Annotated in this window: 18 protein-coding genes and 1 tRNA gene; 9 read left to right on the forward strand and 10 right to left on the reverse strand. The window is 36.5% G+C overall.

The features are described from left to right. Nucleotides 1-536 precede the first annotated feature (536 nt). Both ORI89_RS16550 and ORI89_RS16555 read right to left on the reverse strand, forming a co-directional pair. A tRNA-Ser gene (locus ORI89_RS16550) sits at nt 537-623 on the reverse strand. Nucleotides 624-742: 119 nt separating this feature from the next. Next, the gene (locus ORI89_RS16555) at nt 743-2,872 is read right to left on the reverse strand and encodes an HD family phosphohydrolase (protein WP_268231625.1); all 2,130 of its coding nucleotides are present in this window, start codon (nt 2,870-2,872) and stop codon (nt 743-745) included. A gap of 213 nt (nt 2,873-3,085) precedes the next feature. On the opposite strand from ORI89_RS16555, the gene rpe reads away from it, so the two are divergent. The 6 genes from rpe to ORI89_RS16585 all read left to right on the forward strand — a co-directional run bounded on the left by rpe (nt 3,086) and on the right by ORI89_RS16585 (nt 11,007). Continuing rightward, entirely contained in the window at nt 3,086-3,763 is a 678-nt protein-coding gene (gene rpe, locus ORI89_RS16560; RefSeq protein ID WP_268231626.1) for a ribulose-phosphate 3-epimerase, read from the forward strand. Nucleotides 3,764-4,032: 269 nt separating this feature from the next. Then, nucleotides 4,033-6,294, forward strand: a complete 2,262-nt coding sequence (locus tag ORI89_RS16565; RefSeq protein WP_268231627.1) for an aconitate hydratase — start codon at nt 4,033-4,035, stop codon at nt 6,292-6,294. 212 nt (nt 6,295-6,506) lie between these two features. Then, nucleotides 6,507-7,382: a hypothetical protein gene (locus ORI89_RS16570; protein ID WP_268231628.1), complete on the forward strand. Its 876-nt coding sequence runs from the start codon at nt 6,507-6,509 to the stop codon at nt 7,380-7,382. 191 nt (nt 7,383-7,573) lie between these two features. Beyond that, complete coding sequence (attM, locus tag ORI89_RS16575; protein ID WP_268231629.1) at nt 7,574-8,368, forward strand: AttM family quorum-quenching N-acyl homoserine lactonase; 795 nt, start codon at nt 7,574-7,576, stop codon at nt 8,366-8,368. Between the two features lie 45 nt (nt 8,369-8,413). Continuing rightward, complete coding sequence (locus ORI89_RS16580) at nt 8,414-9,550, forward strand: zinc-dependent alcohol dehydrogenase family protein (protein ID WP_268231630.1); 1,137 nt, start codon at nt 8,414-8,416, stop codon at nt 9,548-9,550. A gap of 14 nt (nt 9,551-9,564) precedes the next feature. Beyond that, nucleotides 9,565-11,007 carry an NAD-dependent succinate-semialdehyde dehydrogenase gene (locus tag ORI89_RS16585; RefSeq protein ID WP_268231631.1) on the forward strand — a complete coding sequence of 481 codons (1,443 nt, stop codon included), beginning with the start codon at nt 9,565-9,567 and terminating at the stop codon, nt 11,005-11,007. A 218-nt stretch (nt 11,008-11,225) separates the two neighbouring features. Here the strand turns inward: ORI89_RS16585 and fabV are convergent, their stop codons facing one another. The 4 genes from fabV to ORI89_RS16605 all read right to left on the reverse strand — a co-directional run bounded on the left by fabV (nt 11,226) and on the right by ORI89_RS16605 (nt 15,485). After that, entirely contained in the window at nt 11,226-12,425 is a 1,200-nt protein-coding gene (fabV, locus tag ORI89_RS16590) for an enoyl-ACP reductase FabV (RefSeq protein WP_268231632.1), read from the reverse strand. Nucleotides 12,426-12,706: 281 nt separating this feature from the next. Beyond that, nucleotides 12,707-13,711, reverse strand: coding sequence for an aspartate--ammonia ligase (asnA, locus tag ORI89_RS16595; RefSeq protein ID WP_268231633.1), 1,005 nt, complete (start codon nt 13,709-13,711; stop codon nt 12,707-12,709). 175 nt (nt 13,712-13,886) lie between these two features. Next, a complete protein-coding gene (locus tag ORI89_RS16600) occupies nt 13,887-14,213 on the reverse strand; it encodes a HesB/IscA family protein (RefSeq protein WP_268231667.1) in 327 nt (108 codons plus the stop codon). Between the two features lie 99 nt (nt 14,214-14,312). Continuing rightward, nucleotides 14,313-15,485: a cysteine desulfurase family protein gene (locus ORI89_RS16605; RefSeq protein WP_268231634.1), complete on the reverse strand. Its 1,173-nt coding sequence runs from the start codon at nt 15,483-15,485 to the stop codon at nt 14,313-14,315. Between the two features lie 71 nt (nt 15,486-15,556). On the opposite strand from ORI89_RS16605, the gene ORI89_RS16610 reads away from it, so the two are divergent. Then, nucleotides 15,557-16,408, forward strand: a complete 852-nt coding sequence (locus ORI89_RS16610) for a mechanosensitive ion channel family protein (RefSeq protein ID WP_268231635.1) — start codon at nt 15,557-15,559, stop codon at nt 16,406-16,408. An 89-nt stretch (nt 16,409-16,497) separates the two neighbouring features. Here ORI89_RS16610 and ORI89_RS16615 read toward each other — a convergent pair whose 3' ends face one another. Genes ORI89_RS16615 through ORI89_RS16630 form a run of 4 tightly spaced genes read right to left on the reverse strand, consistent with a single transcriptional unit; the run spans nt 16,498 to nt 21,327 of the window. Next, nucleotides 16,498-17,412 carry a glycerophosphodiester phosphodiesterase family protein gene (locus ORI89_RS16615; protein ID WP_268231636.1) on the reverse strand — a complete coding sequence of 305 codons (915 nt, stop codon included), beginning with the start codon at nt 17,410-17,412 and terminating at the stop codon, nt 16,498-16,500. A 60-nt stretch (nt 17,413-17,472) separates the two neighbouring features. Beyond that, a complete protein-coding gene (locus tag ORI89_RS16620) occupies nt 17,473-18,204 on the reverse strand; it encodes an MIP/aquaporin family protein (protein ID WP_268231637.1) in 732 nt (243 codons plus the stop codon). 34 nt (nt 18,205-18,238) lie between these two features. Further along, nucleotides 18,239-19,735 (reverse strand): glycerol kinase GlpK, encoded by a 1,497-nt coding sequence (gene glpK / locus ORI89_RS16625; RefSeq protein ID WP_268231638.1) that lies wholly within the window; start codon nt 19,733-19,735, stop codon nt 18,239-18,241. Nucleotides 19,736-19,770: 35 nt separating this feature from the next. Continuing rightward, nucleotides 19,771-21,327 (reverse strand): glycerol-3-phosphate dehydrogenase/oxidase, encoded by a 1,557-nt coding sequence (locus ORI89_RS16630; protein ID WP_268231639.1) that lies wholly within the window; start codon nt 21,325-21,327, stop codon nt 19,771-19,773. Nucleotides 21,328-21,461: 134 nt separating this feature from the next. Here ORI89_RS16630 and ORI89_RS16635 point away from each other — a divergent pair, with 134 nt between their 5' ends. Together ORI89_RS16635 and ORI89_RS16640 are read left to right on the forward strand one after the other, a co-directional pair. Continuing rightward, on the forward strand, nt 21,462-22,220 hold the full coding sequence (locus ORI89_RS16635) for a DeoR/GlpR family DNA-binding transcription regulator (protein WP_268231640.1): 759 nt from the start codon (nt 21,462-21,464) through the stop codon (nt 22,218-22,220). A 33-nt stretch (nt 22,221-22,253) separates the two neighbouring features. Beyond that, nucleotides 22,254-23,522: a Gfo/Idh/MocA family oxidoreductase gene (locus tag ORI89_RS16640; RefSeq protein ID WP_268231641.1), complete on the forward strand. Its 1,269-nt coding sequence runs from the start codon at nt 22,254-22,256 to the stop codon at nt 23,520-23,522.

A 23,522-nucleotide genomic window follows, 5' to 3' on the forward strand; every position in this document is an offset into this window, starting at 1 on the left:
TATATCTTTTAAAATCTTTTAAGAAATGGTTATAATCATAATATCCCGATTCTAAAATTATTCCAAGTATATCCCTATGCTGTTTGTCTCTATTACATTCCGCATAGGTATAAATAAACCGCTGTAGCGTTATATACTTCTTCGGAGAAATGCCTATATTCTTTACAAAACTTCTAAATAACCACTTGTCATTTACGTTTTTATTTAAATTTTTAAGAATTTCTGCTACCGAGGTGTTTCCTTTTCTTTGTTCTATGTAGTGTAAAGCCCTTTTAAGGATAGGAGGTAAAGATTGGATTGTGTTTTTCTTGAAAAGAAGATGGTTAATTTAAGTTATCCACGGGTCGTCTCGTATGTTGTTATTGCGACAAACAAAACCTCCATCTCTTTGATGAAGACTTTGTTTTGCGGAGAGGGTGGGATTGGTTTAGCCCCATAATACCCTACACGATCCTAAACCTTCTACGAATCGAACCCTGTGGTTTCTCATCCTGCCAAAAAAAAAGCCCTCATCTATCGATGAAGACTTTGTTTTGCGGAGAGGGTGGGATTCGAACCCACGGTACCGTTTCCAGTACGACAGTTTAGCAAACTGTTCCTTTCGGCCACTCAGGCACCTCTCCCTTTTTGAACACTGCAAACATAAAGCAAATATTTCAATCTACAAAGCTTTAAAAGCTGTTTTTTTTAAATATTTACTAAGGGGCTGAGAGTCAAATTGATCTTTTTTAGATAATAATGTTTACAGTTTTTTTTTGCTGATATCGTAATCAATTCGTACGTGATAAATACTTTTTAACATCGACTTTAAAATATCAGAAACATCTGTTATGTCTCGCATGGTGATATTTGCATCCATAAATTGGCGTTGTGTTATTTTGTAGTCTATTATTTTATCTACTAAAGTATTTATAGAGTCTTCTGTCGGTTCTTTTAGCGCCCTAGAAGCAGCTTCAACAGAGTCTGCTATCATTAAAACTGCTGTTTCCTTAGAAAATGGGATAGGACCAGGATATCTGAAGATATTTTCATCGACAAGTTTGTCAGGGTTTTCTTTTATAAATGTATTGTAAAAATAATCAACACGGGTTGTACCATGATGCGAGCGGATAAAGTCTATGATTACATCTGGAAGTTGATATTTTTTAGCCATTTCAACACCTTTATGCACATGGGATATAATTACCTGAGCGGATTGTTCAGGGGTAAGTTCTTTATGTGGGTTTGTGCCTGTTTTTTGGTTTTCAATGAAAAATAAAGGGTTGAGCATTTTTCCTATATCATGATATAATGCTCCGGCACGTACTAATAAGGGATTTCCTCCTATTTTATATATTGCTGCTTCAGCTAAGTTAGCAACTTGCAAGGAATGCTGAAATGTACCAGGTGCTTTGAGAGATAATTCTCGTAATAATTTTGAATTGCTGTTTGTTAATTCCATTAGAGTTAGGTCAGAGACTATTCCAAAAAGCCTCTCGAAAGCATAAATTAATGGATAAGCAAGTAACGTTAAACCCACACTGACAATAAGTGGGATAATGTCTGACCAGTAGATGTTGTTTAATGAACCGTTTCGTGTTAGAGCTAAGCCTAAATAAGCTACAATATAAGTGGCTAATATAATGAGAGACGATATTAAAAATTGCTCACGGCGAACCATTGTTCGAATACTGTAAATAGCGACCATACCAGCTAGAAATTGCAGGAATACAAACTCGTAACTGTTCGGCACGAAAAGTGCTGCAACTAGTACCATAAGCAAATGTATGTTAAGCGCAACCCGTGTGTCAAAAAGTACTCTAAATATAATAGGTACGCTACAATAAGGTATATAGTAAAGGCTTGGTATTTTCATTTTTATGGCCCATGATAATACTGCTAGCATCGCTAAAATAATAATCATGATGATAAATATGAGTCTATTATTATAGTATATGGATTTCCTGAAAAAAAACAAAAATACCATTAATAAAACCATACATAATGAGATAGTAAGGAATTGTCCCAAGGTGACATACCATTGATTCCCACTAACCTGTGCTTCATCTTCAATTACTTTACGTAAAGACTCAAGTTTTTGATAGGTCTCACTTGATATTATTTTATCTCTTTCAGCTATTAATTCTCCTTTTTGGACCAGTCCTCGCGTACTAGAAATATTGGCCAGTGCGTTTTGTTCAATTTTATTTGTGAGATTTTCATCAAAAATATAGTTTATGGTAATGTAGCTCCGTAAAAGTTCAGAAAACCATTCCTTTTCATCAATTTTATTGTTTTTTTCTAAAGTTTCTTGAATATATTGATGTGCAGATTCAATAGTAAAAATGTCAGCAGTGTTTTTTTGTTGCGCGATATTATCATGCAATAATGTGAAGTTGTATTGGCTATTTGTAGCATCGACAGATTCGGGATCAATCCCTTTGTTTTGATATCTATTATTTAATGATATAACTCCACGGTTGTAAATATAATTTAAAAGATTGTTCCCTGCTGTTTGATAATTCGCTAATTCTTGTTTAGGGATAGAGTCCATAGAGGCGATTTGCCATTTTTCCCTGATGTCTGTATTAAATTGATCGATTTGCTCCTTAGAGACGTTGCTTTGTAGATTGTAGATCGGTTGTACAGTTTTTAAAATTTGGCTACGATCTTTGTTTAGCTCTTCAGGTGTTTTTAGAATAGCAAAATTATAAGGAGAAACGAGGTTCTCATGATTCCAAACCTTACCTTTTTGGAACTCATACCGAAAACGAGGCTGTTTAGGTAGGAATATACAAACTAGTATGATGGCAATGATAACCATTGCAAATTTAACGACTGTCGAGTTGTTTTGGCTTTTGCCTCGTATGTAATTTATTTTCAACTTTGCCACGCAATAATTCTTTTTTGTTCTGTTGCCATATGGCTAATTAACTTTAATTATCTTTTTTATTGTTAGATAGAATTTTGAAGTCAATTGTTTTTATTATTTTCAAATATCTTGAGCAAAGGTACTACTATAATATAATAGCAGAAGATATTAAAATACGAAAATAATAGAATAATAGGTTCAGACTTACCTATCTTTGCAAAAAATATATATAATATGTCTACATCTAAACATTTAATTGCGCCTTCTGTATTGGCAGCAGATTTTGCAGACCTTTCTACTGATATTCAGATGGTAAACGAAAGTGAAGCAGATTGGTTTCATATAGATATCATGGATGGAGTATTTGTGCCTAATATTTCCTTTGGTTTTCCTGTAATGCAGGCAATATCTAAATATGCTAAAAAGCCTTTGGATGTACATTTGATGATAGTTGATCCAGATCGTTATTTGAAATTATGCAAAGATTCGGGTGCAGATATAATAACTGTTCATTATGAGGCTTGCACACACTTGCATAGGACTTTATCTGCAATTAGAGAGCTAGGTTGCAAAGCCGGAGTCGCTTTAAATCCCCATACTTCTGTTGGCCTATTGAAGGACATTATTAAAGATATAGATTTAGTTTGCTTAATGTCGGTGAATCCAGGGTTTGGTGGACAGAAATTTATTGAACAAACATATTCTAAAATAACGGAATTAAGAAGTCTAGCAGCAGGAGTAAATGATGCTTTATTGATTGAAATAGATGGAGGGGTAGGTGAAAATAACATAGCTCAATTGGTCGATGCAGGAGCGGATGTATTGGTTGCAGGAAGCAGTGTGTTTGCATCAAAGGATCCTAAAGCTACGATCTCTGCTTTGAAAAAAGCAAAGTTTACAAGCTTTATATAAACTAGTATACTATTTAATCAAAATAGGTAATTTATCAGTGTATAAAACCTTTGATCTAAATGTTTAATTAGATTTGGGAAATAAGGATGGTCTATAACAAGGAGTTAGTGTATAAAAAATATCTTCTTGTTTGGATTTGTTCCAAATTACAAGTGGCTAAGGTATTCTCCTGTTAAAAACTTATTCTTTTTTGTATTTTTGTTTAAAGGAGCAGAATATGCTGAACTTTAAAAGTTAAAAAGAGTACATCAAACTAAATTAATATATAAATGGCTTTTGATATAGAAATGATCAAGAAGGTTTATAGCCAATATGGCGAGCGCATCGCTGCTGCTCGTAAAGTGGAGAATAAACCTTTGACCCTATCTGAGAAGATATTGTATGCTCACTTATGGAGTGGAAATGCTACGGAAGCGTATGAGCGTGGAGAGTCTTATGTAGACTTTGCCCCTGATCGTGTTGCGATGCAGGATGCTACAGCACAAATGGCCTTACTGCAGTTCATGCAAGCGGGACGCCCGAAAGTAGCAGTTCCTTCAACTGTTCACTGTGACCACTTAATTCAGGCTAGAGATGGTGCTGAGCAAGATTTGATTCGCGCTAATAAAGAAAGTTCAGAAGTATTTAACTTTTTATCTTCTGTTTCTAATAAGTATGGTATAGGTTTCTGGAAACCCGGTGCAGGTATTATTCACCAAGTTGTCTTAGAAAATTATGCTTTTCCAGGTGGTTTAATGATCGGTACTGATTCTCACACTGTTAATGCTGGTGGATTAGGCATGTTAGCTATAGGTGTAGGAGGAGCTGATGCATGTGATGTTATGGCGGGTTTGCCTTGGGAACTTAAATTTCCAAAACTTATCGGTGTGAAGTTAACTGGTAAATTATCCGGTTGGGCATCACCTAAAGATGTAATTCTTAAAGTTGCAGGTATTCTTACTGTTAAAGGTGGAACTGGTGCTATTGTTGAGTATTTTGGGGAAGGTGCTGAATCACTCTCATGTTCAGGTAAAGGTACAATCTGTAATATGGGGGCTGAAATTGGTGCGACAACTTCAACTTTTGGTTACGACGCTTCAATGGAGCGTTATTTGCGCGCTACAGGACGCGCGGAGGTGGCTGATGGTGCAAATGCTATAAAGGAACATTTAATTGCTGATGCTGAGGTTTACGCAAACCCAGAGCAATTTTTCGATCAATTAATTGAAATTAACCTTTCGGAGTTAGAACCATCAATGAATGGACCTTTTTCTCCGGATTTATATACACCACTTTCTCGCATGCGTGAGGAGGCAGGGAAAAATGGATGGCCTACAAAGGTAGAGTGGGGGCTAATCGGATCTTGTACAAACTCTTCTTATGAAGATTTGTCTCGTGCGGCTTCTATTGCAAAGCAAGCTGTAGAGAAAGGTTTAGTCACAAAAGCAGAATTTGGTATCAACCCAGGGTCTGAGCAAGTAAGATATACTGCTGCTCGTGATGGCTTCTTGAAAACTTTTGAAGATTTAAATGCTACAATCTTTACAAATGCGTGTGGACCTTGTATCGGTATGTGGGATCGTGCAGGTGCGGATAAGGAGGAGAAAAATACAATTGTACATTCATTTAATCGTAACTTTGCTAAACGAGCTGATGGTAACCCCAATACATATGCTTTTGTTACGTCACCGGAAATTGTTGCTGCTATCGCCATATCAGGAGATTTAGGTTTTAACCCTATGACTGATACGTTAACAAACAAGAACGGAGAGCAGGTTAAACTTGACCCACCAACAGGGTTTGAATTGCCTGAAAAGGGATTTGCAGTAGAAGATGCAGGTTATCAAGCACCAGCTGCTGATGGAAGTCAAGTTGTTGTGGATGTTTCCCCAACTTCAGATCGCTTACAGTTGTTAGAACCATTTGAACCATGGGAAGGTACTGATCTAAAGGGATTAAAGCTCCTGATTAAGGCAAAAGGCAAGTGTACAACAGATCACATATCTATGGCTGGACCGTGGTTAAAGTATCGTGGACATTTAGATAACATTTCTAATAATATGTTGATTGGTGCTGTTAACTATTATAATGATAAAACAGATCATGTTAAGAACCAGCTGTCTGGTGAATATGCTGCAGTTCCTGCAACCCAAAGAGCTTATAAAGCAGCAGGTATTGGTTCAATTGTAGTAGGCGATGAGAATTATGGCGAAGGGTCTTCTCGTGAACATGCAGCGATGGAACCTCGTCATCTAGGTGTGCGTGCTGTTTTAGTAAAATCATTTGCTCGTATTCACGAAACAAACTTGAAGAAACAAGGAATGCTTGGTTTGACGTTTGTTGATAAAGATGATTATGACAAAATCCAAGAGGATGATAGTATTGATATCATAGGTTTAACGGAATTTACGCCAGGAAAGCCTTTGACAGTAGTGCTTAATCATGCAGATGGATCAAAAGATGAAATCTTAGTGAACCACACATATAATGCACAGCAAATAGAGTGGTTTAAAGCCGGCGGAGCGTTAAATATCATCCGTAAAGGGCAGTAATAATATTCAATACATGTGATAGTAGCCTCGTCTCATGAGGCTACTATTTTTTTAACTGTATAAGTAACTCTTTGTACTGAAATTAACCCCTTTTATGTATTAAAGAGTATAAAAAAAATATATAACTATATGAAATATTCGAACTATAGCCCATAGAATAGGTTAGAACTTACGATATTTCATGTAGCAATTGAACATCTGATAATATAAATATGAAGTATATTTTATGGTTTTTGTTAGCTGCCCTGATAGGGACGACTCAGGTAATAGCTCAGGATAATGAAGGTATTATTAAAAGAGGTATCTTCAAGCCAAAAAATCAACGAACAGAAAGTAATAAAGGTAAATTTTTTATTCACTGGGGTTATAATTTTTCGTCCTATAATAAGTCAGATATACATTTCAAAGGCACAGGCTATGATTTTACTTTGCATAATGTTAAAGCTGGAGATAGGCCTTCTAAATTGTCATTGGATTATATAAATCCCGCAAGGATCACGATTCCACAGTTTAATTTTCACTTTGGTTACTTCTTTAAAGATAATTATACCATTTCGTTGGGGTGGGATCATATGAAATATGTAATGGATATTCCTCAACGTGTTAGAATAACAGGTTTTATTGAAGATCATGTTTCAGAACCAGGAATACCAACAGGAGATAAAGCGGGAACCTATGATGGAGAATATATTGAAGTTGATGCAGATATGCTGACCTTTGAGCATACAGATGGCTATAATTTTGCATCTGTAGGTATTGAGCGTTATGATGATGTTCTCGTGAATCATAAGGGGAAACAAGTTTTGACCATGGAAACAGGTTTAGATGTAGGGTTGATAGTCCCTCGCTCAGATGTTCGTTTCTTCGGAGAGGGTAAAAACCACTATTGGAATATTGCGGGATACGGAGCTTCGGCGAAAGCAGGGATACAATATCGTTTCTGGAAAGGAATGTATTTTCAGGGAAGTTATAAAATAGGAAACACCCAAATGAATAGTATACGCACAACAGGGCGAAGGGGAATTGATAATGCCAAACAAAATATTTGGTTTTTTGAAAACTACTGGGTTTTAGGGGTTCGCTTCTAATTTTAAGTATTTAAAGATTGTTATTAAAAAAGCTTCTGGTTAACAGAAGCTTTTTTTTATATACTATTATAGAGTAGTTAATTAGTTTTATTTTTTTACGGGAATATTTACTGGTGGATGAACATTAAGCATTCTGATTTGTTATTTATATAAAAGCTAAATGTTTATTTATTATTTCTAAAACAAATAAAATGGAAAGAGAAGTAAAGTTATACATGTTTCAAACAGGTGTTTTAAAATGCAGGGAAAATAATATTAAGATGAATGCGTCTTTAGACCCTTATGAAATTCCCGTACCATGGTATTTGATAACACACCCTAAAGGGAATGTGGTTATTGACGGAGGAAATGCGGTGGAGTGTGCGCTAGATCCTGTAAGTCATTGGGGGAATATTACTGAAGTTTATTGGCCAGTAATGGATTCTAGTGAAGGATGTGTAGAAACTCTAATGAATATGGGGATTGAGTGCGAAAGTGTTCGTTATGTATTACAGTCGCATTTACACTTAGATCATACTGGCGCAGTAGGCCGTTTTCCTAACGCTACACATGTAGTGCAACGCTCCGAGTATGCTTATGCTTTTACACCAGACTGGTTTGCTGCAGGTGGATATATACGTAAAGATTTTGATAAACCAAATCTAAAGTGGCATTTTTTGGAACTAGATTTTAATGATATATATGATTTGTATGGTGATGGGGTGGTAAGGATAATACCTACACCTGGACATTCACCAGGACATTGTAGTTTTTTGATAACACTTCCTAATTCAGGTAGTATTTTAATAGCGGTAGATGCTGCTTATACAACTGAACATTGGGATGAAAGGGTATTACCAGGCTTTTTAGCTTCTGCGGTTGATTCGGTTAGGTCGGTGAAGAAGCTCCACGAAATAGCAGCTAAGTATGACGCTATGGTAGTTACGGGGCACGACCCTATAAAGTGGGAAACCTTTAGAAAAGGACCAGAGGCCTTTTATGGATAGGGGAGTTCTTGATACGAAAAAGTAGAAACGAATAATTAAATAGTTATGAGAGTTAAAGCAGCTGTGTTGCATCAAAGCGGCGGACATAAAAGACCCTATAAAGATTCGAAGCCTTTACAGATTGAAGAAATTATCTTAGAAAAACCAGGAAAAGAGGAGGTTATTGTACAGATAAAAGCTGCAGGTTTATGCCATTCAGATCTGTCGGTTATTGATGGCAATAGGATACGTCCTATGCCTATGGTATTAGGGCATGAAGCTTCCGGTATTATAGTAGAATTGGGTGAAGATGTGAAAGGGTTCGAAGTGGGAGATCATGTGGTATTTGCTTTTTTACCATCTTGCGGACATTGTGACTATTGTATGTCAGGACGACCTGCTCTCTGCGATACGGGTGCTAAAGCCAATAATGAAGGAATGTTGTTGAATGGAGATAGGAAGATTAAAAACGAAAATGGCGAAGAGTATTTTCATCATTTAGGAGTTTCGGGGTTTGCTGAATACACTGTTGCTTCCGTTTACTCTTTAGTTAAGATTGAGAAGGAATATCCCTTTGAAGTAGCTGCTTTGTTTGGGTGTGCAGTGATGACGGGTATGGGCGCTGTTGTACATACGGCAAAGTTGACAGCGGGAGAATCTCTATTAGTCGTTGGTTTAGGCGGAGTAGGCTTATCTGCAGTGCTGGGTGCGAAAGCTGCCGGAGCTTCACAAATTATTGCAGCAGATGTGTCGGATTCGAAGTTGGTTGTGGCAAAAGAATTCGGAGCTACAGATATTATTAATTCAGGGGAGGAATGTGCAATGGACAAATTAAAGCAAAGGATAACACGTGGAGGTGTTGACAAATCAGTAGAGTTTGCGGGAGCAATGGCAGCTTTAGACTTTGCGTTTAATGCAACTAAAAAGGGGGGAGTCACGGTAACAGGGGCTCTGCCACATCCAGATGCTCGGTTGAGTTTGAATCCCTTGACTTTGGTGGGGCAGGAGAAAAGTTTAAAAGGGTGTTATTTAGGAAGCTGTGTCCCTGCTATAGATATTCCTAACTTTTTAGCTTTGTATCGTAATGGCAATTTACCTGTGGACAAATTGATCACTCACCGTCTGAAGCTGGAGGATATAAATGAAGGTTTTGATCGATTGGCTAGTGGGGAAGCAATTCGGCAAGTAATAGTTTTTGATTAATTAAGTGGAGTTTTATGGATAATTATAAAGATTTGATTTTTGATAAATCTTTTGTTAATGGAAAATGGCAACATGTTGGAGATAGTAAAATTGAGATAAAGAATCCGGTAGATTTATCTGTTATTGTAAGTGTATATGATGAAGGACGTGATTTGATTAATCAAGCAATTGATGCTGCATATACGGCTTTCCCTTTGTGGAAGAAAAAATCAGCCAAGGAACGCAGTGTGGTTTTGAAGCGTTGGTTTCAGTTAATTCATGAATATAAAGAGGAAATTGCAATAATAATGACTTTAGAAAGTGGCAAGCCTATATCTGAAAGTCGTGGTGAGGTAGATTACGGTGCAGCTTATATTGAGTGGTTCGCAGAGGAAGCAAAACGTAATTATGGTGATAGTATACCTGGCTTTACTGCAGATAAACGTATTATAACAATAAAAGAGCCTATAGGAGTAGTAGGCGCAATTACTCCATGGAATTTCCCCTTGGCTATGATTACTAGAAAGATAGCGCCTGCGTTAGCAGTTGGGTGTACTGTAGTAGTGAGACCAAGTGAAGAAACGCCCCTTACCGCTTTAGCTATTTCTCACTTGGCCAATATGGCAGGTGTTCCGCCGGGCGTAATCAATACAGTAGTTGGATCTAATGCATCGGAAATGGGAAAAGAGCTTTGTGAGAGTAGAAAAGTATCAAAAATATCGTTCACTGGATCGACAAGGGTCGGACAAATTTTAATGGAGCAGTGTGCACCTACATTGAAGAAAATGAGCTTGGAACTAGGTGGAAATGCTCCTTTCATTGTGTTTGATGATGCAGATGTTATGCTAGCTGTAAAAGGAGTTATAGCTGGTAAGTTTAGGTTTGGTGGGCAAACATGTGTTTGTGTAAATCGAATTTTAGTACAAGAAGGCATTTATGATGTATTTGTACGAGAACTTTTGGAAGCTGTTCAAAAATTACAATTAGGGAACGGTATGGATGAGTCGGTTTCTGTTGGACCATTAATAAATCGGAAGGCAATTGAACGAATGAAAAATTTGTTAATTGATGCTGAAAGAAAAGGTGCTTATATAGCCACGGGAGGGAAGGCTGTGGAGCCTCAGTTTTTTCAACCTACTGTAATATTAAATGCTACACCGGATATGATATTCGCAAAAGATGAAATTTTTGGTCCATTAGCTCCTGTTTTTAAATTCAAGACGGAAGAGGAGGCTATAGTTATGGCAAACGATACCATTTATGGTTTGGCTAGTTATTTTTATACCAATGACTTGAATAGATCTTGGCGTGTCCGCGATCAGTTGGAGTATGGAATTGTCGGTATTAACGAAGGTCTAATCTCATCGGAAGTCGTACCGTTCGGTGGTGTTAAATATTCAGGACAAGGAAGGGAGGGGTCAAAGTATGGATTGGATAGTTACGTTGATATCAAATATGTCTGTATTGGGAACGTTTAGATAGATAAAATAACAATCATCGCGCTGAACAAACTTGTTTCTATGATGAGATCTTTATTATTAAGTGTAAGACTGGAATAATAAACTCTAAATAACAACGATATATCATTGTACTTCAGCTATTAGATTTTTCCTTGATCGATCTTCAGTGAGAATGGATGTTTTTAAATAAAAAATGCGATAGAATTTCTATCGCATTTTTTTAGGAACATAAAATATTAACTTTTTATACTAGGGATGTTGACCACTTCATTGGTGTCTGCATCATAGTTAATATTATCAAAGTTGAAGCCGAATAAGTTAAAGAAATCATCTCTATAACCTTTGATATCAGATATCTCTTCTAGATTTTCCGTTGTTGCTTTTTGCCACAGCGCATCAACTTCAGCTTGAACATCAGCGCGCATCTCTAAATCGTCTACACGTATTCTGCCTTTCTCATCGAGGGTTGGTGTATTATTATTATATAGTTTTTCTGCAAAAAGTCGTTGCATCTGTTCAATAGTACCCTCATGAATTCCTTTCTCTTTCATGACTTTGTAAAGGAATGATATATATAAAGGAACTACAGGTATTGCAGAACTAGATTGTGTAACTAATGCTTTGTTAACCGAAACATAACTAATGCCGTTAAGATCTTGAAGCATATCGTTTAGTACAGTTACTGTGTCTTCCAGATCATCTTTTGCTTTACCTATTGTACCATTTCGGTAAATCGGATATGTTAGTTCTGGACCAATATACGAATAAGCTACTGTTTTTACACCTTCGGCAAGCACGCCTGCTTCTTTTAGCTCTTCTATCCAGAATTTCCAATCTTCACCTCCCATAACAGCTATGGTGTTTTCAATATCTTCTTCATTTTCAACAGGCTGTATTGATATGTCAGAAATTACACCAGTATGGAAATCTACTGTTTTATTAGTGAAAGATTGACCAATTGGTTTTAGTACGGATGCATGAGCAACCCCTGTTTTTGGATGTGTACGACGAGGTGAGGCTAAAGAATAAATCACTAGATCAACTTGTCCTAGATCAGCTTTGATAAGATCGATAGTTTGTTGCTTAATATCGTCAGAAAAAGCATCACCATTGATGCTTTTTGCATACAAACCTGCTGCATGTGCTTCTTTTTCAAAAGCGGCTGTATTATACCAACCGGCTGTGCCTGGTTTACCAGGAGCTGCTGGCTTTTCAAAAAATACACCTATCGTAGCAGCCCCCGAACCATAAGCAGCAGTAATACGTGATGCTAACCCGAAACCTGTAGAGGCACCTATAACTAAGACTTTTTTTGGACCGTTACTGATTTCGCCTTGAGATTTTACGTAATCTATCTGGTTCTTAATGTGTTGCGCTGTTCCTTCCGGATGCGAAGTTAGGCAGATAAAACCTCTTACACGTGGTTGTATAATCATATTCTTTATATCTAATTCAATTATTTACAAATTAACTAATTTTAGGCTAAAAATACTAATTCGGAAAGACATTCGCGAAAGACATTTCTTTACAAAGGCGTCTGATTTTACTTCAGAACGGCTTTAGATACGTATAGATTCCGCAATAGGGGAAGAGAGTGTGAACTAGATTATCTCGTGATAAACGAATGATTTTTTTCTTGAAGAGTAAGTATATTTATGTACTTATTTGAATTGATTCAAACCTTATTTTAATAAAGTTTGAATCAACCGATAATCTACTAGAGAAGAAAAATTTCTTGATCAGCCAGGCGTTCACGCTGTTGGTCATCCCATATACTTACTTGAACCTCACCAATATGTACTTTTTTCAACATAAACATACAAACCCTTGATTGGCCAATACCACCGCCTATACATTCAGGAAGCTCGTCGTTTAAAAGCATATGATGAAATGATAACTGTGCTCTATCCATACTGTCACGAAGTTGTAATTGGTGTAAAAGAGCCTTTTTATCAACACGTATTCCCATAGATGACAGTTCAAATGCAGAATTGATCAAAGGGTTCCATATTAGAATGTCGCCATTTAATCCATTTTGTTGGTTTTCATTAATTGTGCTCCAGTCATCATAATCAGCTGCACGACCATCGTGAGGAAAACCATTGCTCAATTTGCCGCCTATTCCATAAATAAAAACAGCTCCATATTCCTTTGCGATCGCATTTTCACGTTCTTTGGGTGTTAAATCTGGGAATTTTTGCAAAAGTTCTTCAGAGGAAATAAAGTGAATATTAGCAGGTAAAATAGCTTTTTTATGTGGGTATTTAAGCTCTACCTCACGTTCAGTTTCATATAAAGCATTATAAATTTTTAGAACTGTGCTTTTTAGGTAACTGAAAGTCCGATCATTAGGAGAAATGTGCTTTTCCCAATCCCATTGGTCTACATAAATCGAATGGATTGGTGTATAGTCCTCGTCAGGTCGAAGCGCACGCATATCAGTAAGTATTCCTTCACCTTTTTCAATTTCAAGTTCTTTTAAACGAACTCTTTTCCACTTTGCAAGTGAATGCACAACAACTGCGCGCTGTTCATTTAAGGATTTTATTGGAAAACTGACAGGACGCTCAATACCATTTAGATCATCATTTATACCTGTGCCATCTAATACGACCAAAGGCGAAGAAACCGGTATAAGGTTTAATGCCTGTATAAGTTTTCGAGAAAATATCTCTTTAACGAAAGTTATTGCCTGTTCTGTTTTTAATAAGTTACGTCCCATAAAGTGTTAAAACTTGTAATATCTTAATTCAAACCGTTTTACGAGTATTGATATTTTGACAATGTTATTAGGCAAATGTAGTGAATTTATTAATGATTTAGGGATTATTTTATGTTTTTTAGCACAAAAAAGGCTTGCAATTGCAAGCCTTCATGTAATGTGTTGTGAATGAAAATTATACAGAGAAACTTTCTCCGCATGCACAAGTCCGTGAAGCGTTTGGATTGTGAAATTCAAAACCTTTGCCAGTAAGACCATCCGAATAATCAAGTTCAGTACCTGCTAAATAAAGAAATGATTTAAGGTCAAGGCCTATTTTGATCCCTTTGTCTTCGCAGAATTGATCGCCAGCTTTTTCTTGATTATCAAAATCCAGTTTATATGAAAGCCCTGAACAACCGCCACTATCAACTGCTACTCGAACAAAATAGCTACTATCGTAGTTCTCCTGCTGCATAATTTGTTCAATTCTTTCTTTAGCTTTATCTGTAATGGTTACTATAGTTTCCATATTGTATTCTTAAAAATTATACCTGATACAAAAATCGTAAATAAAATCAGGATTGGCAACAAGCAAAGGTTGCACAAATGTAAAAATATATTAATCGATAAGGCCATCTAAAAACAACTGCCATATGGGAGAATTATTTCTAAGCACTGTAACAGCATCTATGATTTGCGAAGTAGCCATGTCTATTTGCGATTTATCATTGTATTTGCTTAAGCTTATACGGATACTCGCATAAGAGTCTTCATCGCTTAATCCCATTGCTTTTAAAACATGGGAAGGATCTAGCAAACCAGCGCTACAAGCAGAACCAGAAGAGAGAGCGATATGTGGTAAAGAGGTCATAATTTCTGCAGACTTTAGGTGTCTGAATGAAATATAACTTGTGTTGTATAGTCTATTTCCATTTTGAGCGTGTATAATAACTTGTGGGACAGTTTCTATGATTCTTTTTTCCATATTGTCACGGAGTTCTCGTAATTGCTTTTGTGGGCGTACTATTTCGATAGCTTTGCCACAACCTACAATATTAGGAGTATTTAAGGTTCCCGCCCTAAAGCCTTTTTCTTGGCTTCCGCCACTTATCAGAGATGGAATTTGAATAGGTTTTCTTTTACGGCGTATATATAATGCACCGATACCTTTTGGACCATGAAGTTTATGCGCACTAAAAGTTAAGATATCTATAGGGATATCTTGCAAGTTTATATCCTGTTTCCCGATAAGTTGAGTAGCATCACAAAAGTAAAGCGTGTCTTTTTCTTGACATATACTAGCAATTTTTTCTATTGGGTGTATGAGACCTGTCTCATTATTGGCAGCCATGAGACAAACTAAGATTGTGTCCTGTCGGATTGTATCTTTTAATTCATTTAAATCAATTTCTCCATCTTTATTTACGGATAAATATGTTACTTCAACACCTTTTTTAGTTAAGTATTCACAGGTTTGCAAAACAGCTGTATGTTCTGTTTTGGCTGTAATAATATGTTTTCCTTTTCGGGAATAAGTTTCTACTGTACCTCGGAGAACAGTATTAATACTTTCTGTAGCACCTGTGTTAAAAAAAATTTCTTTCGCTGAAACTTGTAGCGAATTTGCAACTTGCTCTCTAGCTTGCTCAACAGCTTCACTGGCAATACGGCCCAATCGATATTGTACACTTGCTGGATTGCCATAAAGCTCTTGAAGATAAGGGAGCATGGCTTCCAAAACTTTGTCGTCGATTTTGGTGGTTGCATTATTGTCTAAATATATATCAGGCATACGTTAAAGATATGTGATTTTTTTCATTAAAAGCAGTGCTAGATTATTGAAAAATTGTATTTTTGTTATATATGGAAAGATTCGAAAGTAGTATAGACAAGCTAATAGACAGTCTAGTTTTACAAATTCCCCATTTAATTGCAGCTTTTGTCATACTTATAGTAGGACGTTACGTAATTCGTTTTTCGCTTAATTTGATAGAAAAACGCTTCGAAAGAAGGGATGTCGACATGTCTATTCGTAGTTTTATTAAAAGTCTAATCAAGTTTGCACTTTATTGTTTGCTAATTCTTACTGTAGCTAGTACATTAGGTATACAGACAACATCTTTTATAGCGGCTTTGTCTGCTTTTGGACTTGCTGTTGGTATGGCTTTGCAGGGAAGCTTATCTAATTTTGCAGGAGGTGTATTGATATTGATTTTTAGACCTTTTGAGGTTGGAGACTACGTATCAAGTGACAATGGTTCGGAAGGAACTATAGAACAAATTGATATTTTATATACAACAATGGTAAATGCTGATGGTATACGTGTGTTCAGTCCAAATGGCACCTTAGCCAACTCTGTCATTAAGAATTACACTCGCATATTGTCTCGTCGTTTCCAATTTGTAGTTGGAATATCTTATGATGATAATATAAAAGATGCAAAAGATGCTATTATGCAGGTGTTAACTACTGATAAAAGAGTAGAAAAGAAACCTCTTCCTGAAGTGTTTGTAAGTGAATTGGCTGATAGCTCTGTAAACTTAACGGTTCGGGGTTGGGCGCACAAAGATAAGTTTTGGGATACTAATAACTCATTACAGGAAATGGTTAAAGTTGCGTTGGATGAAAAAGGAATTTCTATTCCTTATCCACAAACAGAAATGCGTATCAAATCAGGTGATATAGATCGTGACAATAGAACATTAGATAGCTAAGAATCTTGTTTGTGTATTTTAATAAAAAGGCTCATTTTAGTTTATAGCTAAAATGAGCCTTTTTATTAAAATAGTAATGTTGTGATTATCTAAAATAAATTAGGGTAATCACTTATTATACCGTCTACTTTAAGTTGTTTTAGACGTATAATTTCATTCTTGTCGTTTACTGTCCAAGGAATTACTTTGAGACCTAATTGATGAGCTTCTTTAACAAAGTCTTTTGTCACCACCTTATAGTGCGGGCTTATGATATAGGGCTTAAAACCTAAGTCATTGATGATTTCTTTTAATGTTAATTTAGTGTCACTATCAATAAGATAAGATGATTTAATTTGAGGGTATATTTTATAAAGGTACTGTATAGTTCGTTTGTCGAAAGATTGTATAACTGTACGTGTAGCAATTCCTTTTTCAATAACTACCTGCATAATTAAATCTACGAAGTCTTGGGGGATGGGGTGGTGTGTATGGTCTTTTCCCTCTTGACTCTTTGTTTCAATATTATAAAACATCGGTTTCGAGCGACGTAATTGCGCATAATTTTCAGCTTCCTCAATAAGATCAGAAAGTAGAGCTATTGATGATTTTACTTTTTCCTGTTCTGGAAAAGCATCATAATATTTACTTCCAATATCAAATTGATTTAGCTCTTCATAGTTGTAATTATAGATCAACTTTTTAGCATCTTTATTTGATAGATCTTTACCGTTATTGTAGCGCACAAATTTTGGATTGATATAATGATCATGATAGACCACAACTCTCTTGTCTTTTGTAATATGACAATCCATTTCTAGCGTAGTAACTTTTGGCAGATCAATTGCCATCTTCATGGCTCCAATAGTATTTTCAGGGTATAATCCCCGGGCACCACGGTGACCTTCATAGGAAAAGCTAGGAAAGCTGTCTTGTTCTTTATTCATTTTATTTATCAATGCACAAGATTGAAAAGTCAGTGCTAATCCTAGCAATATTATTTGTTCTTTTCTTAAAAATGCCATTTATAGACGTTTCTTTGTGTTTTAAAAAGCTCTAGGCTAATTATCGTTTTCTTAAATATTTTACGAATATAAATATATATATAGTAAAGTGCTTAATAATGCACCTATTATTGGACCTAAAACAGGAATCCAGGCATAAGATAAATTAAATCCGGCTTTATTTTTAATCGGCAAAAAAGCATGTATTATACGGGGGCCTAAATCACGTGCAGGGTTGATTGCATAGCCTGTTGTGCCTCCTAAAGATAGTCCTATTACCCAAACAAGGAAAGTCACGGGTATAGCTCCTATACTACCTAAGCCAATAGGACTGTTGTTGGTCGCGAGTTCGGCTTCTGTGAAATGAAAAATAGTAAAAATGAGAACAAAGGTTCCTATTATTTCACTGAGAATATTTCTGTAATTATTTTTTATAGCGGGTGCGGTACAAAAGACAGCTCGTTTTGTGCTGGCGTCATCAGTTCTATCAAAATGATCTTTATACATCATCCATACGAGCAGCGCCCCGATCATTGCTCCGATCATCTGTGCAGCTATATATGATAGAGCAATACTTAAAGTGATTGTCCCCTTAACTAGATTTGCGATAGTGACTGCACAATTAAGATGAGCACCACTGTATGGACCCGCAATTGTAACACCGACAAAGACAGCTAGAGCCCAAGCTGTACAAATAACGATCCAACCCGAATTATGACCTTTGGTATCCTTAAGTACTACGTTTGCTACTACGCCACCGCCCAGGAGAATCATTGCTCCTGTACCTATTAATTCAGCTAAAAAAGGTGTCATGATTTATAATTTAGAGTTATATGTTTATAATATGTTATTTATAATTGGCCCAGAATTTCACTGTTTCTGTCGCTCTTTTCCATTCTCTTAATTGTGTTTCATACAAAGAATCACTGTTGAAAGTAAACTTTGTATTTTCACTTTGTAATGTTTTTAACTCCTCGATATCTTTCCAAAATCCTACAGCAAGCCCAGCCAAGTATGCAGCGCCCAACGCTGTTGTTTCTGTTACTGCAGGCTTTAGGACATTTGTCTGTAATATATCAGCCTGAAATTGCATAAGAAACTTGTTGTTTGTTGCACCGCCATCTACCCGCAATTCTTTTATCGTCGAATTGGAATCATTTTCCATAGCTTTTAGTATGTCGTAAGTTTGGTAAGCAATACTTTCAAGAGCAGCTCTTGCAATATGTGCATCAGTAGACCCTCGTGATAGTCCGAGTAGAGTACCTCGGGCTTCAGGGTTCCAATGTGGCGCTCCTAATCCTGAAAAAGCAGGAACAAAATAAACGCCGTCAGTATCGCTGACTTCTAAAGCCAACTTTTCTATGTCTTCAGAATGTTTTATAACTTTTAATTCATCCCGTAACCACTGTACAACCGCTCCTGCAATAAAGATACTGCCTTCTAAAGCATATTGTACATCGTTGCCTATTTTCCAACCGATGGTCGTAACTAGTTTATTGGATGAAATAACTGGTTTATTTCCAATGTTCATGAGCATAAAGCACCCTGTACCATAAGTGTTTTTTACCATACCTTTATTCGTACATAGTTGTCCGAATAAAGCAGCCTGTTGGTCGCCGGCTATTCCTGCGATAGGTATGGTATGACCATCGAGGGGAATGCTAGTCTCTCCGTAAACTTCAGAGCTACTAAGAACAGTAGGGAGCATCGCTTTAGGGATATCAAAAATATCCAATAGCTCCTGATCCCAATCTAAAGTATGAATATTGAAAAGCAAAGTGCGTGAGGCATTGCTAACATCAGTAATGTGCTTCTGTCCATTTGTTAATTTATAGATTAGCCAAGAGTCTACTGTTCCAAAAGCTAACTCTCCATTTTTAGCCATTTCTTTAGCCCCTTCAACGTGTGAGAGAATCCAGTTAATCTTTGAAGCAGAAAAATAAGCGTCTATTAGTAAGCCTGTTTTATCCTGAATAAGTTTGTCAAGTCCTTTTGCTGCAATGGATTTACAATAATCAGCTGTTCGCCGGTCTTGCCAAACAATCGCATTGTAAATAGGCTTGCCAGTACGTTTATTCCATACAATGGTCGTTTCTCGTTGATTGGTTATACCTATCGCTTTAATACTGTCTTGTTCAGCTTTCAATTGTGCAATTGATTCTGTAAGAACTGTTAGTTGACTAGACCATATTTCTTCAGCATCATGCTCTACCCAACCTGATTTTGGAAATATTTGTGTAAATTCTTTTTGGGCGATCTGTTTTATTTCACCTTTTTTATTAAAAATAATTGCTCTTGAGCTTGTGGTGCCTTGATCTAGAGCTAGAATAAAGTCGTTTATCATTTTTTATGGTTTATGCTGTTTTGCGTTATTAGATATTAAATCAGATAGTTTTTTACTAAATTTTTATAAGAATCGATTTCCTGATCAATCCAATATTGATCTTTTCCTAATTCCGAGGCCATAATCTGTGCTACATAAGGGGCTGTTTCTAGTGAAGCTTTAGCATCTAGTAATAACAATCTCACGCGGCGAGCCAGAAAATCCTCAATATGCAGCGCCATTTCATACCTGCAAGCCCATACAATTTCTCCGACTCTAAAATCGTAATTTTCGTGTACTTTTTTAGCATAATCGGATCTACTGTTTATTAATTCCTGCAAAGGAGCATAGTCGCTGCCATACATTTGCCAATGTCCTGAGCGCTTAACAGTAGTTGAACCATGTATTGGTAATTTTGTTGTTTTACAGTTTTGTAGAGGTAATTTTGCAGTCTTAATTGCGCGATCAACCGTTTCTTCTCCCATTTTACGGTATGTGGTCCATTTTCCACCAGTTATGGTAATGAGTTGTGATTTGTTGACTATCAGTTTATGGTCTCTTGATATTTCTTTTGTGCTATTTTTATCTCCATCTGTAGGGGCTGCCAATGGTCTTAAACCAGCAAAGATGCTCAATATATCCTTCTTCGTGGGAGCTATTGTGAGATAATTCTGCGCAGTATTAAGTATAAAGTTTATTTCATCCTCAAGTGGACGGGGCTCGATCTGATGCTCGTCCAATGGTGTATCTGTAGTTCCTAAGAGTACTTTGTCGTGCCAAGGAACCCCGAAAAGAACTCTTCCATCACTTGTTTCAGGTATCATAAGCGCATCCGTGCCTCCAAGAAACTTTTTATCTATGACAATATGTGCTCCTTGACTTGGGCGAACTAGATTTTTGTGGGTAGCGGTGTCTAATTTAAGTATATCATCTACAAAAATACCAGTTGCATTTATAATGGATTTCGCAGCTATGTCATATTCTTTTGCAGATTCACGATCTATAAAAGTTAAGCCGGTAATAACTCCTTTTTCGTTCTTAGTTATTTTAATTACCTCTGCATAATTTAGCACGATAGCTTGATGCTCAATAGCTGTTTGGGCTAAGTTAATGGCTAGGCGTGCATCGTCAAATTGACCATCGAAATATTCTATTCCTCCTTTTAGATTTTTTGATTTAGCTTGTGGAAGCTTGTGAAGAACTTCTTTTTTATTGAGCAAGGTAGATTTTCCAATTCTTAGTTTACCTGCGAGCCAATCATATATTTTTAGGCCGATAAGAAATTTATATTTATTAAAAATACTATACGAAGGAATAACAAAACTTTGAACAAAAGAAACATGTGGCGCATTTTGAAAAATTAAACCCCGCTCTTTTAACGCAGAATAAACTAGCTTGATGTCGCCATTTGCGAGATAGCGTACTCCCCCGTGTACTAATTTAGTACTCTTGCTGGATGTGCCTTTAGAAAAATCATACTTCTCTAATAGAATTGTTCTATAGCCTCTTGAAGCTGCATCAACAGCAATTCCTAAGCCGGTGGCTCCACCGCCAATAATGGCAATGTCCCATTGTCCCTCTGATTTAACTTTTGCTAAAGCTTCGTTTCTCATTTCTTTTTGTTTTTATTTGCTTCGATTTGATAGCTGTTTAACAAAAGTAGTGAAAAAACGTAATAAATCGAATGTAACGAATCTTTTATTTCCTTTATCATTGTTATGTCCTTCTATTTTTCTAATTTAGATTAATGAACAATGTAGAAAGGCATCAATATATTATAAAACAAATAGATAATTTTGGTCATGTTTCAGTTATAGAATTATGTGAGCAGCTTAAAGTATCTTCTGTAACTATTCGTAAGGACCTTCAGTTTCTTGAGGATGCCGGAATTGTTTATCGAACACATGGGGGGGCAACTAATGTTAATCCTTATCAGAAAGATAGGTCTATTAATGAAAAAGCCAATTTACATGCTGAAGCTAAAAAGAGAATAGCAGTAGAAGCTGCTAAGATGGTTGAAGCTAATGACTCTATTATTATAGCATCAGGTACGACAACTCAATTTTTCGCTAAAGAAATTGTACCTAAAGAGCATTTAACTGTTATTACTTCAGCTATTAATGTAACCATGGAGCTTCTTAAACATGATAATATAGATATTATACAGTTGGGGGGGCCTGTGCGCAAAACGTCCTCATCTATCTTAGGACCTTATGCAGAGTCGCAATTAGAAGATCTCTTTTGTTCTAAACTGTTTATTGGTGTAGATGGTCTTGATGCTAGTTTTGGGATTATGACCACCAATGCGCAAGAAGCTTTGCTCAACCGTAAAATGATGGAGTCTGCCCATAAAGTTATTGTATTGGCTGATTTTTCGAAGTTCGATAGAAAAAGTCTTGGTAAAATAGCTGATTTGTCTCGTGTCGACGTCATTATCAGTGATAATATCCCTCTTAAATATCAGCAATTGTTTGATAAGATGGGAATAGAGTTTAGAATTTGTTAAACGTAAATTAAATATATTATAATCAATCTAAAAATGAAAGAACAAAACACTTCAAGACGTGATTTTATAAAGAAATCATTGATTGGTGCTGCGGCTTTTTCCATTGTTCCTCGTCATGTATTGGGAGGAAATGGATTTTTAGCGCCTAGTGATCATCTAACTAAAGGGGTGATAGGCGTTGGGTCTATGGGGCGTGGACACTTTAAGTACGCAGGAACAAAAACTGTTGCTATTTGTGATGTAGATACAAGACATTTGGCTCTCGCTCAACAAGCTTTGGGAGGCGGCGTCAAAGAACATCACGATTTCCGTGATTTAATCCAAAACTCAGAAGTCGATATTGTACATATTGCTACTCCACCACACTGGCATGGTTTAATGGCTGTTGAGGCGGCTCGTTCTGGAAAGGATATTTGGTGTGAAAAACCAATGACTAGAACTATTGGTGAAGGTAAGAAAGTTAAAGAAGCTGTAGCCCAGCATGGAAATATTTTTAGACTTAATACTTGGTTCCGTTTTACGGACAATTTTTATGGAATGAATGTTCCAGTTAAAAAAATTAAGAAATTAGTTGATACAGGTATGTTAGGTTGGCCATTAAAGGTTACCATTAGTAAGCACACCGGTTTTGACTGGAAATTTTACTGGGTCGGTAAAGAGAACTTGCCAACAGAACAAGTGCCTAAAGAGCTTGATTATGACATGTGGTTAGGCCCAGCGCCTTATAAGCCTTATAGTACCCACCGTGTGCATAACACTTTTAGAGGGTATTGGGATTATGATGGAGGTGGTTTAGGTGATATGGGACAGCACTATTTAGATCCAGTTCAGTACTTTCTAGGAAAAGATAATGAAAGCCCTGTTAAGGTAGAAGTAGATGCTCCTCAGCAACATAGTGACGCTGTAGGTACTTGGCGACAAATTACTTACACTTATGCAGATGGTTGTCAGATCATTCTTGATGGTGCGGGAACAGCAGAAGGTAAGGCCTATATAGAAGGGCCAAAAGGTAAGTTGTACAGAGGTTTTGTATCTGATATTCCTGACATGGAGCGTAAGTTAGCACAATACCCTGAGCCTCCTGCTCAGATGACGGATTTTGTCGAAGCTTGCCGTACACGTGAGAAATTTGCACTTAATGAGCAAAATGGTTATTACTCAGCCACATTATTAAACTTAGGTCTTGCTGCATTACGTCTGAATCGTACATTAAATTTTGATTCGCAAAAACAAGAATTTATCAATGACGAAGCAGCTAATCGACTTATTAATCAGCCTATGCGCGGACCGTGGGCAATTTAA

Source organism: Sphingobacterium sp. UT-1RO-CII-1 (genome assembly GCF_026711005.1).
GTDB lineage: Bacteria > Bacteroidota > Bacteroidia > Sphingobacteriales > Sphingobacteriaceae > Sphingobacterium.

Bases quoted from the DNA above. Each gene is read 5' to 3' on its own strand.
- attM (WP_268231629.1), top strand. From the start codon at position 7,574: ATGGAAAGAGAAGTAAAGTTATACATGTTTCAAACAGGTGTTTTAAAA.
- asnA (WP_268231633.1), bottom strand. From the start codon at position 13,711: ATGGGACGTAACTTATTAAAAACAGAACAGGCAATAACTTTCGTTAAA.
- ORI89_RS16610 (WP_268231635.1), top strand. From the start codon at position 15,557: ATGGAAAGATTCGAAAGTAGTATAGACAAGCTAATAGACAGTCTAGTT.
- ORI89_RS16615 (WP_268231636.1), bottom strand. From the start codon at position 17,412: ATGGCATTTTTAAGAAAAGAACAAATAATATTGCTAGGATTAGCACTG.
- ORI89_RS16580 (WP_268231630.1), top strand. From the start codon at position 8,414: ATGAGAGTTAAAGCAGCTGTGTTGCATCAAAGCGGCGGACATAAAAGA.
- ORI89_RS16640 (WP_268231641.1), top strand. From the start codon at position 22,254: ATGAAAGAACAAAACACTTCAAGACGTGATTTTATAAAGAAATCATTG.
- ORI89_RS16635 (WP_268231640.1), top strand. From the start codon at position 21,462: ATGAACAATGTAGAAAGGCATCAATATATTATAAAACAAATAGATAAT.
- ORI89_RS16565 (WP_268231627.1), top strand. From the start codon at position 4,033: ATGGCTTTTGATATAGAAATGATCAAGAAGGTTTATAGCCAATATGGC.
- ORI89_RS16630 (WP_268231639.1), bottom strand. From the start codon at position 21,327: ATGAGAAACGAAGCTTTAGCAAAAGTTAAATCAGAGGGACAATGGGAC.
- ORI89_RS16585 (WP_268231631.1), top strand. From the start codon at position 9,565: ATGGATAATTATAAAGATTTGATTTTTGATAAATCTTTTGTTAATGGA.
- rpe (WP_268231626.1), top strand. From the start codon at position 3,086: ATGTCTACATCTAAACATTTAATTGCGCCTTCTGTATTGGCAGCAGAT.
- fabV (WP_268231632.1), bottom strand. From the start codon at position 12,425: ATGATTATACAACCACGTGTAAGAGGTTTTATCTGCCTAACTTCGCAT.
- glpK (WP_268231638.1), bottom strand. From the start codon at position 19,735: ATGATAAACGACTTTATTCTAGCTCTAGATCAAGGCACCACAAGCTCA.
- ORI89_RS16570 (WP_268231628.1), top strand. From the start codon at position 6,507: ATGAAGTATATTTTATGGTTTTTGTTAGCTGCCCTGATAGGGACGACT.
- ORI89_RS16605 (WP_268231634.1), bottom strand. From the start codon at position 15,485: ATGCCTGATATATATTTAGACAATAATGCAACCACCAAAATCGACGAC.
- ORI89_RS16620 (WP_268231637.1), bottom strand. From the start codon at position 18,204: ATGACACCTTTTTTAGCTGAATTAATAGGTACAGGAGCAATGATTCTC.